The organism is Affinundibacterium seohonense (assembly GCF_014284305.1).
GTDB lineage: Bacteria > Pseudomonadota > Gammaproteobacteria > Burkholderiales > Burkholderiaceae_D > Undibacterium > Undibacterium seohonense.
This window is the reverse complement of the sequence record NZ_JACOFW010000010.1, coordinates 51766-69430: the sequence shown is the minus strand read 5'-3', so window position 1 is coordinate 69430 and position 17665 is coordinate 51766. Positions and strand designations below refer to the sequence as shown.

Below are 17665 nucleotides of genomic sequence, written 5' to 3'. Positions count from 1 at the left end.
ATGTCCACAACTTATCTATCCAGACTCAATCGTTTCCAAGCGACAGGGCTACATTTATTGGCCAGTCTTGCCGTCCTCATTTTTATTTTCGGTTTCGTCAAATTAGTTTGGTATCCCCAACAATTATTTTTCGCAGCCAATGGTTTTGATATTCTGAAAATATTGGTAGCGGTTGACTTAGTACTAGGTCCATTAGTGATGTTGATTATCTTTAATCCAAAAAAGAAATCACTCAAGTTTGATGTGATTGCTATTTTGATTTGCCAGCTACTCTTTCTTGGCTATGGGGTGTGGTCATTGTACACAGTACGTCCTGCCTATATTGCTTTTGTTGAGAAAGAATTTACCCTCGTAAAAGCGAATGAAATTGAGGTTGATGATTTAAATAAAGTCGAAGATCCGAGTTTCAAACATGTACCATTTTTGGGTCCAATTTTTATCGGCACAAAAATACCAGAATCGAAGGAGAAACGGGATGAACTGATGTTCGCAAGTCTGGAGAACCGAGGGATACAAACTTTCCCACAATATTACGTGCCGCTAAAAAATGTTCAAACTCAAATGCTGGCAAATTGCCAAACAATAGAGCATCTATCACTAGATAAGAGTCGTAAAGAAGCGCTTGAAAAAGTCAAAACAGAAATTGCAGCGCCCACACAAAAGCTACTCTTTTGCTCGCTACTCATTAAAGAACAACAACTTTTTGTAGCAATAGATGCTGAACATGGCGAAATACAGGGAATTTACTAAAGCGGTCTTAGAAATCCAAGACCGTGTTTGCAGCAGATGGTAGACGATCCAAGCGGTAAGGCTAATTTTGTGAAGCTAGCCTTACCTCTCTGGTGTAGGAAGGACATTAATTCAGCTGGAATTCCATCTTGGTTCCCGACAAATCGATCTCATCACCATGCTCTAGTACACGCGGGCGCGCATCAATCGTTTCTCCATTAATCTTTGGAAAAACTTTTCCTTCTACAAACGTGATTTTAAATCGATTGCCATCGCGTGCAATGGAGACGACTAAGATACCTGGACTACCCAAAGTCGTGACTGGTTTGGATAAAACCATTTCTTTGCCAGAATTACCGCCATTTAATACTTTGATTTTTCCAACCTTCAAAGTTTCATCTGGAGAAATCTGATAATTATCAACCTCGACCACAAACTTTAATTGATACTTACCGACTTCAACCACATCATCATTCTGCAATTGATGCTTTTTAATAGGCTGACCATTCACAGCCGTACCGTTGGTACTTCCTAAATCCAATATAAATGTTCCCTCTGAGGTCGTATCGATAGCAGCGTGACGTCCGCTAACTGCGAGGTGATCAAGCACTAAATCGTTGCCCGGTCGACGTCCAATATTCATACGGGCACGGTCAATATTGACTTCCTTTTGAACCTGACCATTAAAAATCACCACAACTTTCGCCATAATATGTCCACCGAATACAAAAAAAATAAACTTAATTAGAGGGAAGAAACCGACTCAAAACACTTTTACTAAGCAATTCACAACTCTTTGAGTTGCCATCATCACTTGCCTACAATTTAACTTGCAATTTAACTAGCAAAAATATACTCCATAATGCCACGCTCATGCAATTCTTTGACGCGTATTAAAACAACGGAAATATTATCAAAACCACCCTGTCTATTGGCTAAATACACCAAGGTTTTACAGCAGGTATCTAAATCATTGCTCTGGTCACGCAAGACCATCTGTATATCAATCTGATCCAGCATGTCACTCAAGCCGTCAGAACAAAGTACGAAAATATCACCGACTTTCATTTGATGATCATGTACTTCAACTTCAATCTCTTCATGCGAGCCCACGGCTCTGGTAATAAGATTCTTAATTGGAGACAAATGCGCATCCGCTTGTGAAATCAATCCCGCATCAATTTGCGCTTGCAAAACGGAATGGTCGCGGGTAATTTGATCTAAAAAATTATCACGGAACAAATAAGCCCTCGAGTCACCAACATGTCCAATGACAAGTTTATCTTGGTGGCATAAAGCAGTAACGATGGTGGTTCCCATACCAAAGTTATCGGGATTTTTATTGGCCTGCTCAATCACTTTTTGATTGGCATAAACAATCGCGTCATGTATCCATTTTTCTGAGATTGACGTTTGCCAAGGCATCCTTGGCATCCACGCATTTCCTTGTTTTTGCAGGATCTGTTCACTGACGAGTTCGACACTCATTTGACTTGCAATCTCACCGGCATTATAGCCGCCCATCCCATCCGCTAAAATGGCTAAACCAGCTTCTTTATAAATCGCAATCGCGTCCTCATTATGACTACGGACCAGTCCGGTGTCAGTGTGACTAGCAAATTCCAAAACGGTATGTGCATGCATGGAGGAAATTAGCGAAAATGAACTCAGAAACAGCGAAAATCGGTGCAAAAACTGAACTTACAGCAATTGTTATTGAGCTTACCATTAACCGAGAGAATTATGAACGCCGAAAGCAAATTTTGATATTTCAATAGCGCAACTACAACAACTATCAATTGTCCGAGATTTTCATCAGGATTTGAGTTGATGACAAATGCATTTTCGAAAGAATTGTTGGCGTGTATGAGGTGTTCATGATGTGCCATGCGCACGATGAAGAAAATAAACCAAAAGGCGCGATCAGCAATCAACTAGCACCAGGTGCTGCGGATCGCAACTCACGGCTTTATTCTTTTACAAATAATAAGGGGGCCGTAGCCCCCTTATTATTTGTACTAAAACTGCCTGAAATTACAGCATTGCTTTCAACAAACGCGCCATTTCTGACGGGTTTTTAGTTGCTTTGATACCGCACTCTTCCATGATGTCCAATTTTGCTTGCGCAGTATCAGCACCACCAGAAATCAAAGCACCAGCATGACCCATACGTTTGCCTGGAGGCGCAGTCACACCAGCGATGAAACCAACGACTGGCTTCTTCATATTGTCACGTACCCAGTAAGAGGCATTCGCTTCATCTGGACCACCGATTTCACCGATCATGATCACAGCGTCTGTATCTGGATCATCGTTGAACATCTGCATGACGTCGATATGTTTCAAACCATTGATTGGATCGCCACCAATACCAACAGCAGAAGATTGACCCAAACCGAGTGCAGTCAATTGACCAACCGCTTCGTATGTCAATGTACCAGAGCGGGAAACCACGCCGATACGACCTTTACGGTGGATATGACCTGGCATAATGCCGATCTTGATTTCGTCTGGTGTGATCAAACCTGGGCAGTTAGGGCCGAGCAGTTTTGTTTTGCTACCAGCTTTTGCCATGCGGTCTTTCAACATCATCATGTCACGAACAGGAATGCCTTCAGTGATACAGATCGCCAAATCGAGATCCGCTTCAACTGCTTCCCAGATTGCAGCTGCTGCACCTGCTGGTGGAACGTAGATAACAGAAACAGTTGCGCCAGTTGCTGCTTTAGCTTCAGAGACGTTCGCGTAAATTGGAATGCCTTCGAAATCTTCACCAGCTTTCTTAGGATTTACACCGGCAACGAAACAGTTTTGACCGTTTGCGTAGTCGCGGCACATGCGTGTATGGAACTGGCCAGTTTTGCCAGTGATACCTTGGGTGATGACTTTAGTGTCTTTATTAATCAGGATGGACATAGTGATTCCTTGCGAAAATTAAGCTTGACCGGCAGCAGCGGCAACAACCTTCTGCGCCGCTTCTTCCATCGTGTCTGCAGCGATGATAGGCAAACCAGAGTCAGCCAACATTTGCTTGCCGATTTCTTCGTTTGTACCTTTCATACGTACCACCAAAGGTACTTGCAAGGACACTGCTTTAGACGCAGTGATAACGCCTTCTGCGATCACGTCACAACGCATGATGCCGCCGAAGATGTTGACCAAGATTGCTTTCAAACCTGGGTTTTTCAACATAATCTTGAATGCTTCAGTGACTTTCTCTGCTGTCGCACCACCACCTACGTCCAAGAAGTTTGCTGGTTCGCCACCAAACAATTTAATCGTATCCATGGTTGCCATCGCCAAACCTGCACCGTTAACCAAGCAACCGATATTGCCGTCGAGGGAAATATAAGCGAGGTCAAATTTAGATGCTTCGATTTCAGCTGGATCTTCTTCGTCCAAATCGCGGTAAGCAACGATTTCTGGTTGACGGAACAAAGAGTTCGCATCGAAGTTGAACTTAGCATCAAGAGCGATGACTTTGCCAGAACCAGTCAAAATCAATGGGTTGATTTCAGCTAAAGAGCAATCTGTTTCCATGAAAGCTTTGTACAAGCCTTTCAACTGAACACGTGCGTCTTCGATAGAGCCTTCTGGCACACCGATTTTGCGGGAGATGTCATCTGCTTCAGCATCTTGCAAACCAGCTGTTGGATCGATCGCGATCGAATGGATCAATTCTGGATGTGATTCAGCCACTTCCTCAATATCCATACCGCCTTCAGACGACGCCATCAATACGACGCGTTGGCTGATACGATCAGTCACCATACTTACATACAGTTCTTTCTTAATGTCAGCGCCTTCTTCGATCAACAAGCGACGTACTTTTTGACCTTCTGGACTTGTTTGGTGCGTGATCAATTGCATACCCATGATCGCTTCCGCATATTCGCGTACTTGCTCCATGGATTTAGCGACTTTAACGCCGCCACCTTTACCACGGCCACCGGCGTGAATTTGTGCTTTGACTACCCATACTGGACCGCCTAAAGTTTCAGCAGCTTTGACTGCTTCTTCAACGGACATGCATGGGATACCGCGCGGTACGGTCACTCCGTATTTACGGAGGATTTCTTTACCCTGATACTCATGGATTTTCATACGACTTCCCTTCAGACACTGAGGTATTAGTTAAAAAGTAAAACAAAAAAAATAGAACTCTATCAACACTTTACAGCATAAAGTATTCGAATTTTCATTAAGTCAGCAATACAAAACCACTAGTCCAAACAAAAAAACGCGACAACCAAATTCGGGAGTCACGTTCATCTGTTAATTAACTGGTAATTTCGGAAAATTTCGTTTGCATCGACTTAGCACGAGCAAAAACACGATCCATTTGACCACAAACCATATCACCCAGTTTAGAAATATCTGCTGGGATAAGAAAATTGAACCCCAATGAGGGTGTAGAGAATGTCATCAATTTAAAAGAGGCATCATGCCTGCTAGCGGCAATTCGAACATAAAAAGCCACAATTGCGTGCGTAATCGCAGCTTCTACGATCACAGCCGCTCTTGCGGCATTGCAAAAAACCTGTGGATTTTAGCACAGCTAAAGCATGAATTCTATTTTTTGGTTAGGCCAATTTATTGGAACTACGATTTGAAAATACGAAATTTTGTGACTTTCAGCGAGATATTGTGTTTTCTCAAATGACCTAAATTCAATTACGAAAACAAAAATCAATTCTCTATTCACCAATATCATCACGGGATTGGCGCAAGGCATAACTAATTGCACGGCTCGAGAAGCCTCGTTGCGCTAGGAAATGCATTTGTTTCGACTTTTCATGATGATCAACAGGCGGTGCGGCGAATTTACGCCATAAGACATCCACCGCTCTTTGCATCTCCGATTCTTGTAATTCATCCTTAATATTCGACAAATCGTCCTTGCTCAAATTGTGACTTTGTAACTCCGCCAAAATTTTCTGATTACCGAATCTTGCCTGTCGCTTATGCACTAAGGCTTCTGAGAAGCGTTGATCAGATAAAAATTTTGATTCCTCTAGCCAATTTAAAAGTGCATTCAATTCATCGTCCGCTTCCACATAAGGGGAAAGCTTGCGAGCCAGCTCAACACGGCTGTGTTCACGCATAGAGAGGTAGCGCAAAGCGCGGGCTTTTATACTAAGTTTAGGTCGGATCATGTCAAAGACTTACAAACACTGTAGCTCGGTATTACAAATATCGAAAAAAAATAAAAAAAGTCGACCACTTGTTACCAAGCAATCGACTCAAGACTAACGTGATCTATACAAGACTTAGAGTAAAACTCGAAGGAGTTTTATTATTCTGCAGCTAATGCAGGCAACAATGGCACACCCAATTGCGCACGCACTTTGTTTTCAATTTCATGTGCCAAAGCTGGACGTTCAATCAAGAAATTACGCGCATTATCCTTACCTTGACCAATTTTTTCACCGTTATAGCTATACCAAGAACCAGATTTTTCAACAATCTTGCAATCAGCACCTAAATCCAGAATCTCGCCTTCGCGTGACGTGCCCGCACCGTAAAGAATGTCGAAATGCGCTTCTTTGAATGGTGGCGCAACTTTATTCTTCACGACTTTGACTTTGGTTTCGTTACCAATCACTTCATCGCCGGCTTTGATAGATCCAGTACGACGAATATCTAAACGTACAGAGGCGTAGAATTTGAGTGCATTACCGCCTGTCGTGGTCTCTGGGCTACCGAACATCACACCAATTTTCATACGGATTTGATTAATAAAAATCACTGTGGTGTTAGTGCGATTAATACTACCCGTTAATTTACGCAGAGCTTGAGACATCAGACGTGCTTGCAAGCCAGGCAAAGAATCACCCATATCGCCTTCAATTTCAGCTTTTGGCGTTAAGGCTGCAACAGAGTCGATCACAATCAGATCAACGCTGCCAGAACGTACCAAAGCATCTGTAATTTCCAACGCTTGCTCACCGGTATCTGGCTGAGAGATCAACAGATCATTCAAGTTAACACCTAGCTTTTGCGCGTAGCCGACATCGAGAGCATGTTCCGCATCGATAAACGCACAAGTACCACCTAATTTTTGCATCTCCGCAATCACTTGCAGAGTCATCGTTGTTTTACCTGAAGACTCTGGACCATAAATTTCGATCACGCGGCCACGTGGCAAGCCACCGACGCCCAGTGCAATATCGAGCCCTAAAGAACCAGTGGAGACCACTTGAACTTCTTCAACCGTTGCGCCATCAGCCAGACGCATGATGGAGCCTTTACCAAATTGTTTCTCAATTTGCGCAAGCGCAGCAGCCAATGCTTTACTTTTATCGGTGCCGTTATCAGATTTTCTATCGTCCATAATATCTCTCAGGTAAGTGCAATTGACTACGTTTTTTGTAAATTTGCTGCTTCAAACCACTGCATGAACGACACTGTATAAAAAATCAGTAGTTTTGGCAAGCACGATTTTCACTTTTTTTAAAATTGATGTGTTTCGTATTTCGGTGCATGTTGTCGAAATTGTCGAAATTCTTTTAATTCTGAATTTTTTTCATTTAAATCTAAACTCAAACAAAGAAAAATATCCACGCAACTTTGACTCACTGGCTTAATCACCCAAGTCCCAAAATTCTTTGATAAACATCTAGACAATGCTATTTGCGCTTGGCTCGCTCGGATTTGTGCAATTGTTATCGAACACCAACCGCACGGATAGACCATCTCAACCCTCAGTCTTCCAATAAATCATTCACAGACGGCCTTATCCGGGGAGCGGATCATACAAGCGTTATCAACACGTGATATCCCATCTGGCCATCGGTAGTGACCATCTCGATCCGAGTGGGCGATCGCGTTGTAAGCATTATTGCCAACCGTCTCGATGGCAGGTTTCAACATTGCATTCACCAAGTCTGCGTCTAAGCTTAAACCAATCGACCAGCTCACAACCATGCCATCGAAACAGTCCATCATGTGTGATAGATGAGCCTTCCCTGTTGGGAAGTGGAATGCAAATACGTCTTTAAAAGTGCTCCTAGATTTTGTCGCCCCCTCATTGGTCGATTTCGAGTGTGCCCAAAGAATCAAGGTGGTGAGGCTGACCTCATTTGGCGCTCAGCAATTCGCTGTCCTTGCGCCATTACATCTACCACACTGATTTTCCCTGTTACGGCTTCAGAGACTAGTTGACCAACTTGGTCACCAATAGCGACGAACTCTGGGATGGTAGCGAATTGAATCCCTAGGTATGGATTTGGATGCAAGGTCGCATTTCTTGGATTCGCCGAGCGAATCGCGTCAAGCTCAAGATTTGACCACGGCGCTGCTCGCTGAAAATTTCGATTTGCATAGATCGAAGCCCGAGTGCCTGACGGTACAAGCCCCCATCCACGAAGTTCTACAACCCGCTTGATATAGTCACTCGAACTCGCCCATGTAACAAACTTGTGGGCTGCAATTGCTTGAACATCAGAGATGTCGGAGGGGATAGCAAGAGCCCATGCCCAGAGCCAACTTGATCCCTTATCTGTAATACCAATTGGTGCCCGAGCGAAGCCAACGGTATGCGCTAGCCGATTCTGTTTGGGATCAAGAAGAAAACCTGCAGCGACTGTGGCGTCAACCCAGATCGCACAGCGACCACTTTGGAATAGCGAGAGGTTTTCGTTATAGCCTCGCTTCACGGCGTCCGGTGGCCCGTAGCGCCGCAACAAATTGACATAAAGTTCTAATGCATCTTTCCAGGCTTGGCTATTTAATTGCGGCTGCCATCGCATATCGAACCACTGGCCACCAAACGCATTCACGATAGTCGCCAAGAGTGTCATATTTTCACCCCAACCAGCCTTGGCGCGCAGGCAGATGCCATGCACGTTGCCCTTAGGATCATTCAGTTGGGCTGCAAAATGTGCAATGTCGGACCAGTTAGGTTTGGCCGGCATAACTAACTTAGCTCGCGCGAAGAGGTCCTTGCGGTAGTAGAGCATTGAACTTTCGCCGTAAATCGGTGAGCCATAGAGCTGACCTTGGTGTGAGAGCCCTTCCCGGATATTAGGGAGCATGTCATCGAGATCTTCCGCCGGTAATTGAAGCGGCTTAAGCCAACCTTTTTTTGCCCAGATTGGCGCCTCGTAAGTACCAATTGTCACGACATCAAACTGCTGGTTTTTTGTTGCGATGCTGCTACTCACCGCTTGTCGCAATTGAGATTCGGTCAGCGTAACCCAACGGATCTTGATCGCCGGATTTGATCGCTCAAACTCATCACTCATTGACCTCATTTGGATCATGTGCTGATTGTTCACTGTAGCCACGATCAACGTGACCGCTGAGACTGGCATTGCAATCACGGCAAACAGTGCAAAGATCACATTCCGGCAGGCAAAGATTGTGGCCGCACTCATGCTTGTGTCTCCGCTGTCTCCAACTCACGCAGATGTGCCTCGAACAAGTCGGCGGAAACGGGCTTCCCAAAGTAATAGCCCTGAAAGGCTGGGCAACCAATATCCAGCAAGTAATTGAATTGTGCCTCGGACTCAACGCCTTCTGCTATTACGTGCAAGTCCAAACCTTGCCCCATGTTGATGATTGTCTGAGCCACCATAGCGTCACGGTGGTTGTTGGGGAGATTATCAACAAATGATTTGTCAATTTTTAATTGCGTCAAGGGTAATTTGGTCAGCACATTGAGCGAGGAATTGCCTGTTCCGAAGTCATCAAGCGAGATCTGAAATCCGGCCGACTTGAGCGCTTCTAGTTTGGCCATGGAATCATTGAGGTTGTCTATGGCCATACTCTCGGTAATTTCAAGCTTCAATTTTTGAGCCGGAACACCTGCTTTCCTGACGATAGAAATGACTTCGCCCACGATGTTCGCGGATTTCAATTGTCGTGGGCTGATGTTCACCGCGACGACAAGTTCACACGTTGCTGGGTTGTGTGCCCATTCTGCGATTTGGCGGCAGGCCGTCGCCAGCGCCCAGCGACCAATCGGCTCTATCAATCCAGTTTCTTCCGCTAAAGGAATAAATTCTCCTGGGGAAATAATGCCACGCTGCGGATGAAACCATCGCACTAAAGCTTCCGCACCGATGGGTTGGCAGCGTTCATTGACCTGTAATTGGTAGAACAGAACCAACTGATTCTGGTCGATGGCCTCGCGCAATTCGTTTTCGATCTGACGGCGTCGATCAATTTCAGTCTGCATAACGGACTCGAAAAAACGGACCGCGTTGCGCCCGTTCGTCTTGGCCTCGTACATCGCTATCTCAGCCTGCCTTAGCAAAGCCTCGGAATTTCCAACTTGGCCGTCGTTATGAAAGGCAATTCCAATCGAGGCAGTGCATATAATACGGTGTCCCTCGACTAAAACTGGCATCTCGAGTGCCCGACGGATTGTCTCGGCAAGGCCTAGTGCTGCTTCAGCGATCCTTTCAGAATCCTCTCCAAGTTTCTCCGCGACGAGAACGAAATTATCCCCACCGAAGCGGCCGACCATATCACTGTCACGTGCTTCATGACTTAAGCGCTGGGCCATTTCAATAAGCAAACGATCACCAATGCCATGTCCTAGTGAATCGTTGACCTTATGAAAAAAATCAAGGTCAATCATCATTACTGCACAGCTATTCTGATTTGCTGAGATTTGATTTAGGGCATTGGTGATATGCCTCTCAATCAAATATCGATTCGGAAGATCGGTCAAAGCATCAAACAACCTGCGATGCTCTGCGAGCTCTTGTGCAGCCTTTTCTGCTGTGATGTCTTGTAAGTTGCCAACATAGCGAAGGGTCTGGCCCTCTGCATCGGTCACCTTGGAAATGGACAATCGTAGGGAGTAGTAACGCCCCTCTTTGTGCCTGTCGACAACTTCTCCTTGCCAGTAGCCATCACTCAATAAGGTGCTCCACATTTCTTGATAGAACTGTGGCAGCTGCAATCCTGGCTGCAAAAAGCTAGGTGTCCGACCGACCACTTCTTCTGGCGGATAGCCAGTTATGCGGGCGAACGAGGAATTGACACGTTCGATCACCCCATTGGCATCGATAATCATCATGCCATCGTGTGCCTCGAAAGCCACGGCGGATATTCGCAACTCGCTTTCAATTTGACGGCGTTCGGTCACGTCGCGCGCTACCGTTAAAATACCCGCTGGCGCACCTTGCGCATCATGAACAAGCACTTTAACAACCTCAAGATTGCGGTTGGAACCATCTTCGGTAGCAATGATGGTCTCGTATTGAAGCGGCTGGCCGTTACGTAGCACCTCGCGATCATTATCTCGTATGGCATGTACCAAGCTTCTGTCTTCAAAAATAGCTTCATCAGATTGCCCAATCACCTCTGCTTTAGATCGGTTTAGCGCTGAAAGCATCTGTGCATTGCAATCTAGATAGATTCCATCTGGACTTTTAAGGGACATCGCATCGGGACTGCTGTCAATAATTGCACGCAGGAGTGCCTCTTCTTTTCGCAAATCGCGGGCTGCTATTTGAAGCTGTTCATGCTTTTGCAAAATCTCAGCAGTTCTTGCTCTAACGGCCCGACGAAGTAGCATAATCCAAAGGCCAGCAACGATGGTCACGCCAAAAGCGGCCAAAACAACAATCAGAATTATGCGTAAATAAGGGCGGAACTCAAACGGCTCGCTAAACCATTTATCGCGCAATTCCTTGCGTTCTGCGGCAGTAATGAGCGCCATGCCTCGTTGAATGAGCGAATAGGTTTCCTTGTTACCACGGTTGACAGCCCAATGGAATTGCCCTTCGTAAAGTTTGAAGGCACGTGCAAATCGAAGCTGGGCTCGATGCAGATAAAGATAGTAACTGGCAGGATCGTCGTCCATGCAGAACATCTTGATCTGCCCTTCTTTGGCAGCACTCAACATGTCGTCATAATTTTTAAAAGCAAGAAAGCTTGTGACGCCTTGATTGACTAATGTGTCCACACAGGCATCGCCACGTTGCACTCCTATGGTGAAGCCACGTACAGACTCAATGCCTTTTACACCATGGATAGAACTATCTACATAAATACTGGCTGGTAATGTGGCATAGGGCTCTGAAAAGTCATACAACTGCTCACGAACCGGGGTGCGGAAAATCATGTCGATCACGTCCGCTTGTTGATCATGCATGGCGCGTTGAGCCTCAGACCATTGTATGGCATTGAAGTCAACCTTAATTCCAGTCTTGCGCTCCCAAAGCCGCCACAAGTCAACAACGTAGCCCTCAGGGACACCGTTCGCACCGAGGACAACGTAAGGAGGGTAGTTATTGTCAGTGACAACACGTATTGAAGATGGCTCGGCACCGGCAGCAGCAGACAAGAGCAGCAAAAGCCATCGAAACCCATATTTCCAGATCGACTTCAACGCGCCGCTAGCCAAGTTTGCAGTCATTGCAATCTTCCCACGTAAATATAGATAACATCATCAGGTGAAATTCCGACAAAGTCTTGTGCCACTCCGATACAAACATCGAAGAATAGCTTATCACAGTAGCGAATAGCGAGGACGTAGCTGAGCGCTTCATGTGGACAACTGTGGTTGTAGCGGTACAGCTAATCCGCTGTTGTGTATTGAACTTAGTTCAAAGTGTCGAACCGGACTTCCCCTAACTCTTCAGATACTATTACATGTCTACTGAACTAGGAAAAATCCACTGCTGGAGAGAAGTCAAATAACACTCTTTCATACAGATGGTAGTCTTCCTCCAGCAATTAGAGTCAGGCTTCGTCTGTGAGTTACCTATAATGAGCTAGCACTTCCTGTAATGAAGCACTCTCACAAAATCGATCGACATGCATCGTACTCGGCACTTGATTGTGTGGGAAACATCGACGAAAAAACACCTAAGAAACTTGCCGTACTCATGAACTCAGAATTAAGTAAACAAAACGATGAGGAATTCTGAGTTGGCTAATTTTTTTGTTCAAATGTGGCTTGAGCGTTTTAATGTAAGTATTTGATTCGACTAAAATCAGAATTCAAAATCAAAAGAAGATCTACACTATCACTAGCATTCATGTTTTTCCTCAGTTGTGAAAAAAGAGTTGTCGGAAAACTAGGGTAGTTACAATCAAGATTCACGGCATGAGATTGTTTCGAACGAAAATAGTTACACGGATAACGACGCTGAGTCAGAATGGCTGACACTCGATTAACTCGCCCAACCTATAAAAAGCTCTGTGCTATTCAAGCCGAAAAACACCTTTATTTTATTCTCTATCAAAATCATGTCCCAACAAACTGGCTTTAGCAGCGTAGAACGATCCTTTATCCGAGGACAATCAGTCGACGTGACCGATCTCGAAAGCTTAAAAAACTGGTATCCAGTCCTCATCAGCAAGCATCCGGATGAGGTGTTTTGGCGTGATATGGGGCAACAACGCTTCACCGATTCATTTTTTCAGAACTCATTGGATGCACAAGATCGGAACCTCCGACGCGTCTGCAAGACTGGTAAAGCTTCCTTGGCTAGTATCGAGGAATACATCGCTCCCACCGCGTTCGTATTTCATATTTCGCGATGTGGCTCGACCCTACTAACGCAAATGCTGGCCTCATTAGAGCAGTGCATCGTACTCTCCGAACCGCCTGTCGTGGATCAGTTTTTTAGGAACTATTGCAAAGGCAAGGAGATAAACGAGGAGCAAATCACGATTTTTCGTCAATTGATTGCCGTACTGGGACAAAAGCGCTTCGATCGTGAATCCCATTTCATCATCAAATTTGATAGTTGGCACATCGACCGACTCGACTTCATCAGACAAGCCTATCCCGATGTGCCTGTATTGTTTTTGTACCGACAGCCGCAGGAAGTGTTGGCGTCACATCAAAAACAACGCGGCCCACAGATGATTCCGAACTTTATCGACCTAGGCAATATTCAAGTAGATCAACACGATGTCCAAATCAGTGACCTCGATGCTTATTGTTTGCGCGTGTTAGATCAATATCTATTAGCGGCTCTGCAGCATGCCGATAATCGACAATTACACTTGATTAATTATGCCGAATTACCGACTGTGGTTTGGGAGAAATGTTTGCCTGATTTACATATCAAATGCACAGAAGACGAATTACAAAGTCTGCGTCACCGTGCGTCGTTTCACTCAAAACATCCGCAACAAAATTTTGCAGAAAAGTTGGAGGTACGAGCACCGCATCCTTTTTTAGCGCACACGCAAGCTTTATACGCGCAACTGGAAGGCCTGCGTCTTCAACAATCCAGATAGACACCATTTCCCAAAGTCTCGCAAGCCCCACGCATCGCCGCCTTAGCAATTTTTACGGCGATGCGGCTGATGAAAATCGACACTAAACACGCTTTAAAACTGCGGTCAAAACGAAGGAGCTAAGCTATTCACTTTTTAATTCATCACTGACAAAATTAGAACGCGCCATGATCTCGGCCTCATGGGCATCGCGCACAGTTTTCGCCAATGTGAAAGAAGAACTGATCAAGAATAACCAACTCACCACCATATAGTTTTTTTCCCATACCGGAATATTCATACGCCACAAGCCCCAGGCAGTTAGTAATATCGCGGCAGCGAATCCCGTCCACACCGTCATCGTCCAAGATGCCGTATCGACTGCCCCATCGCGATTGTCGCGAATCATTTTAGCGACAGTGAAACAGGCAAATAAACTAAAAAATAAGCCGAGCGCAAGGAATGCGCGATCTAACTCTTGGCCAGGCAATTGAATCACACCAGCACCGCAAGCCGTCACCGCTAAACCAAAAGCAAGCCAAACCTGTAAGCGCCAACCACCACTATCACGCTGCATAATATATTGTGTCGCCATGTGTTTCTCTCCTCAATTAATAATCAGCAAAAGTTCAATCATTTTTACCATGTACAATATAACTCAATTACAGCGCAACTGGGCCTGTAATTACTGCTCTACTTACCTCACGCACTTGCTGTTGCCTGTGTCTATCGACATACTGCTCCGCCTTGTCTAGCTGCTGGCGCATGATCTGATTATTCTGTCCCATCACATCAATCGCCTTGCTACGAAAGTCATCCATCGCATCCATCGCTTTAAAAGTTTGATCGAACATATCCTTCAACTTATCAATTCCTAACATAGGGTTTTGGCTAAATTCGCCGACCTTCTCAGCATGGCTATTTAATTGACGCCCAGTTTCCCCGATCAAGGATTCAATCGTCGCATTGATTCCATTGAGCGCATCCATCACCTTGATCTGATTGCCAGTCGCCCGTGCCAGAGTCTGCGCCACGGCTAAAGCACTCATCCCTGTCGTAGCAACTCGACTGCAGCCGTTCATCATTTCACGCCCAGTTTTTTTCAAGACATCCAGCGTCAAATAACCATTGGTGCAGATCGCTTGCTGTGTCAACATGTCTTGTAAATTTTGCCGAACATAAAACAATACTTCTTGTTCCAGAGCCTTAGCGCGTTGTACATCACTCAGTTTCAGGTGATCAATACGCTGCTGTAAACCTTGGTCTAAGGTCTGCGCAAAATGCATAGCACTTTGGAGCTTCTGCATCGCATCCCATAATTTCACACGTGTAGCTTCGATATCCACGACGTCGCGCTGCATATCATCACGTGCTGCATAGAGCTGTTGCATACTCTTTTGCAGTTGGCTTGATGCGCCCTGATACTTACGAAAATAACTCTGCAACTTATTTCCATAAGGGATGATTCCCAAGAATTTTTGTGCTTGAAATAAATCGCCCTCTTTGCCCGGATTTAAGGTATCGAGATGCCCGCGCATGTCTTGTATTGCTTGAAAAGCGGGACTATTTTCCACGCCAATAAAATTGGCCTGCATCAAACGACCTTGCATCAAACTCGCGGCAATCGAAATTTCCTCACGACCCAAAACAAAGGCACTATCGAGGCGCGTTTTGAACGCTTCACTTTGTACGTCTTCCTGCAGCAAGCTCTGCATAAAACGCTCAACTTGTTCTTCAACTGCCACCTTCAATTCCTGACCTAAAGGCACCGCTGACTGCGCCACCGCTTCACTCACCGGCGTGATGACTTCTGGTGCATGTAGCTCAAAAACACGATTATTTTCCACTTCAATTTGCTCGTTCATCTAAGTCCTCTCCAATTTTTCACGCGATGACAATAAAATTAACACCACCATTGACTGCAGTTCGTTAACCTGAATTGACGAAGTCTTTCGAACTGCAGGCACAATGCCAAGCCTATGTGCAAAATTCCACCTTCACCACAATAGTCGAACAGATTGATAACAAAGGTCGCTCAATTTGATACCATCCGTCTTATCAATTAACGTCGTTCGAGGTCGATCACCAACAATGTAGAATGACCATTACCAACACTTACAAACCAACATGAAACCAGCCAATCAACTTAAACTCAGCTTTGTCATCCTTGGTTTTGTCGTCTTATTTTGGTATCTGGATCGTCCGTTTCCAAATTCCTCTGCGATTTACGAAAGCATCGCCATTCCAACATCAAGCGCCTCGGTTTCCAGTGCGCAATTTACGCTGCCACCGGCGCAAGGCCAAACAATATCTGCCACATCTCTACCCGACTATATTGCTGGTTTCACCGCGCTTCATCCGCAACAAACTGGCGCTTATATTTTAGAGAATGGTTTTGAAGCCCTGCTCGCCCGAGCCTGGTTAGCAGATCACGCGACTCGCAGTATCACTGTGCAATATTTCATCTGGAGTAATGACAACATCGGTATCCTCGCGTCAGAAGCCTTGATTCGTGCAGCTGATCGCGGCGTAAAAGTCCGCGTGATCGTGGATGACTTATTGATCGAAGCAGAAGATCAAACCTTAATCGCTTTAGCCAAACATCCCAACGTAGAAATTCGTATCTACAACCCTAAACACCGTGTCGGCACCAATGTCGGCAAACGCTTGTGGAATATGATTTCTGATTTCAAAGGCGTCAACCAGCGCATGCATGACAAGACTTTTGTGGTCGATGATGTCGTCGCGATTACCGGTGGTCGGAATATGGCGAGTGAGTATTTCAACTTCCATCACGAAGCGAATTTCCGCGACCGAGATGCTTTAATTTTAGGAAAGGCGGTTGCCGCGATCAGCGCCAATTTTGACAATTTTTGGCAACATCCCCTGAGTGTGCCAGTCGAAAACATATTCGCCGAACATCGCTTTTTGCGGTTGTCGCCAGAAATTAGTCTGCAACAAGTACAGCAAGTCTATGCGCAGTTACATGCCTACGCCAAACAGGATGAAAACTTCGACCCGCAACTAAGGCAGGCAATACGAAGCATCCCAGAATCGTTTGAACGACTCGCTAAAGAGATGGTATGGACAGAAGTTGACTTCATCCACGACATACCGGGAAAAAATCGCAGTGAAGGTTTACAAGGTGGCGGCGACAGCTCGCGTGCGCTCGCTAAATTGGTGAGCAATGCGCAGAAAGAAATTCTGATTCAATCCCCCTACCTAGTCTTATCTGACAAAGCCAAATCCTTACTTCAACAGACTTTGCGACGTGGCGTGAAGATCATCGTCAACACCAACTCAATGGCCTCGACCGATAATCTCCAAGCATTTAGCGGGTATAGAAATCAGCGTGAAGAATTACTAAAAATGGGCATACAAATTTTTGAATTTCGCCCCGATGCAGAGAGTCGCGGCAAACTATTAAATTCCCCCGTCATCGATAAATACAAGCCCGCTGTATTTGGCTTACATGCGAAATCCATGGTGGTGGACGGCAAAATTGCCTATATTGGGACTTTCAATTTTGATCCACGATCAGAAAATCTCAATACCGAAGTTGGCGTGATCATCCACAACCAACAATTATCCGAGCAATTGGCGCAGTCTATCCGTCGTGACTCAAGTCCAGGTAATAGCTGGAACGCCCAGCTTGATAATCCAGATCAACATGTTTCGTATTCAAAACGATTTCAGGTTTGGCTAATGCAATTACTCCCGTTGCGTCCCATCTTGTAATAGAAAG

Annotated in this window: 13 protein-coding genes and 1 pseudogene; 3 read left to right on the top strand and 11 right to left on the bottom strand. The window is 45.3% G+C overall.

All coding sequences use genetic code 11. The annotated features are described in order from the left end of the window. Positions 1-750: a hypothetical protein gene (locus H8K52_RS10665; protein ID WP_186922883.1), complete on the top strand. Its 750-nt coding sequence runs from the start codon at positions 1-3 to the stop codon at positions 748-750. Between the two features lie 106 nt (positions 751-856). On the opposite strand, the gene H8K52_RS10660 is transcribed toward H8K52_RS10665, so the two are convergent. The 9 genes and pseudogenes from H8K52_RS10660 to H8K52_RS10620 all read right to left on the bottom strand — a co-directional run bounded on the left by H8K52_RS10660 (position 857) and on the right by H8K52_RS10620 (position 12103). Further along, on the bottom strand, positions 857-1438 hold the full coding sequence (locus H8K52_RS10660) for an FHA domain-containing protein (protein WP_186922882.1): 582 nt from the start codon (positions 1436-1438) through the stop codon (positions 857-859). A 128-nt stretch (positions 1439-1566) separates the two neighbouring features. After that, a complete protein-coding gene (locus H8K52_RS10655; RefSeq protein WP_186922881.1) occupies positions 1567-2373 on the bottom strand; it encodes a Stp1/IreP family PP2C-type Ser/Thr phosphatase in 807 nt (268 codons plus the stop codon). 390 nt (positions 2374-2763) lie between these two features. Beyond that, positions 2764-3645 carry a succinate--CoA ligase subunit alpha gene (sucD, locus tag H8K52_RS10650; RefSeq protein ID WP_186922880.1) on the bottom strand — a complete coding sequence of 294 codons (882 nt, stop codon included), beginning with the start codon at positions 3643-3645 and terminating at the stop codon, positions 2764-2766. An 18-nt stretch (positions 3646-3663) separates the two neighbouring features. Then, on the bottom strand, positions 3664-4848 hold the full coding sequence (sucC, locus tag H8K52_RS10645) for an ADP-forming succinate--CoA ligase subunit beta (protein ID WP_268977982.1): 1185 nt from the start codon (positions 4846-4848) through the stop codon (positions 3664-3666). Between the two features lie 578 nt (positions 4849-5426). Next, the gene (gene recX / locus H8K52_RS10640) at positions 5427-5885 is read right to left on the bottom strand and encodes a recombination regulator RecX (RefSeq protein WP_186922878.1); all 459 of its coding nucleotides are present in this window, start codon (positions 5883-5885) and stop codon (positions 5427-5429) included. Between the two features lie 140 nt (positions 5886-6025). Beyond that, positions 6026-7063 (bottom strand): recombinase RecA, encoded by a 1038-nt coding sequence (gene recA, locus H8K52_RS10635; RefSeq protein WP_186922877.1) that lies wholly within the window; start codon positions 7061-7063, stop codon positions 6026-6028. A 320-nt stretch (positions 7064-7383) separates the two neighbouring features. Next, positions 7384-7725, bottom strand: a pseudogene (locus tag H8K52_RS10630) (IS3 family transposase); the annotation flags it as partial. 62 nt (positions 7726-7787) lie between these two features. After that, positions 7788-9107 carry an ABC transporter substrate-binding protein gene (locus tag H8K52_RS10625; protein ID WP_186922875.1) on the bottom strand — a complete coding sequence of 440 codons (1320 nt, stop codon included), beginning with the start codon at positions 9105-9107 and terminating at the stop codon, positions 7788-7790. Next, positions 9104-12103 carry an EAL domain-containing protein gene (locus tag H8K52_RS10620; RefSeq protein WP_186922874.1) on the bottom strand — a complete coding sequence of 1000 codons (3000 nt, stop codon included), beginning with the start codon at positions 12101-12103 and terminating at the stop codon, positions 9104-9106. Before H8K52_RS10620 ends, H8K52_RS10625 begins: the two co-directional genes overlap by 4 nt. 836 nt (positions 12104-12939) lie before the next feature. On the opposite strand from H8K52_RS10620, the gene H8K52_RS10615 reads away from it, so the two are divergent. Continuing rightward, positions 12940-13941 (top strand): sulfotransferase, encoded by a 1002-nt coding sequence (locus H8K52_RS10615; RefSeq protein ID WP_186922873.1) that lies wholly within the window; start codon positions 12940-12942, stop codon positions 13939-13941. 124 nt (positions 13942-14065) lie between these two features. On the opposite strand, the gene H8K52_RS10610 is transcribed toward H8K52_RS10615, so the two are convergent. Continuing rightward, positions 14066-14515 carry a YiaA/YiaB family inner membrane protein gene (locus H8K52_RS10610; RefSeq protein WP_186922872.1) on the bottom strand — a complete coding sequence of 150 codons (450 nt, stop codon included), beginning with the start codon at positions 14513-14515 and terminating at the stop codon, positions 14066-14068. 67 nt (positions 14516-14582) lie between these two features. Next, positions 14583-15785, bottom strand: coding sequence for a toxic anion resistance protein (locus H8K52_RS10605; protein ID WP_186922871.1), 1203 nt, complete (start codon positions 15783-15785; stop codon positions 14583-14585). A gap of 262 nt (positions 15786-16047) precedes the next feature. On the opposite strand from H8K52_RS10605, the gene H8K52_RS10600 reads away from it, so the two are divergent. Next, complete coding sequence (locus tag H8K52_RS10600; protein ID WP_186922870.1) at positions 16048-17658, top strand: phospholipase D family protein; 1611 nt, start codon at positions 16048-16050, stop codon at positions 17656-17658. Positions 17659-17665: the final 7 nt, after the last annotated feature.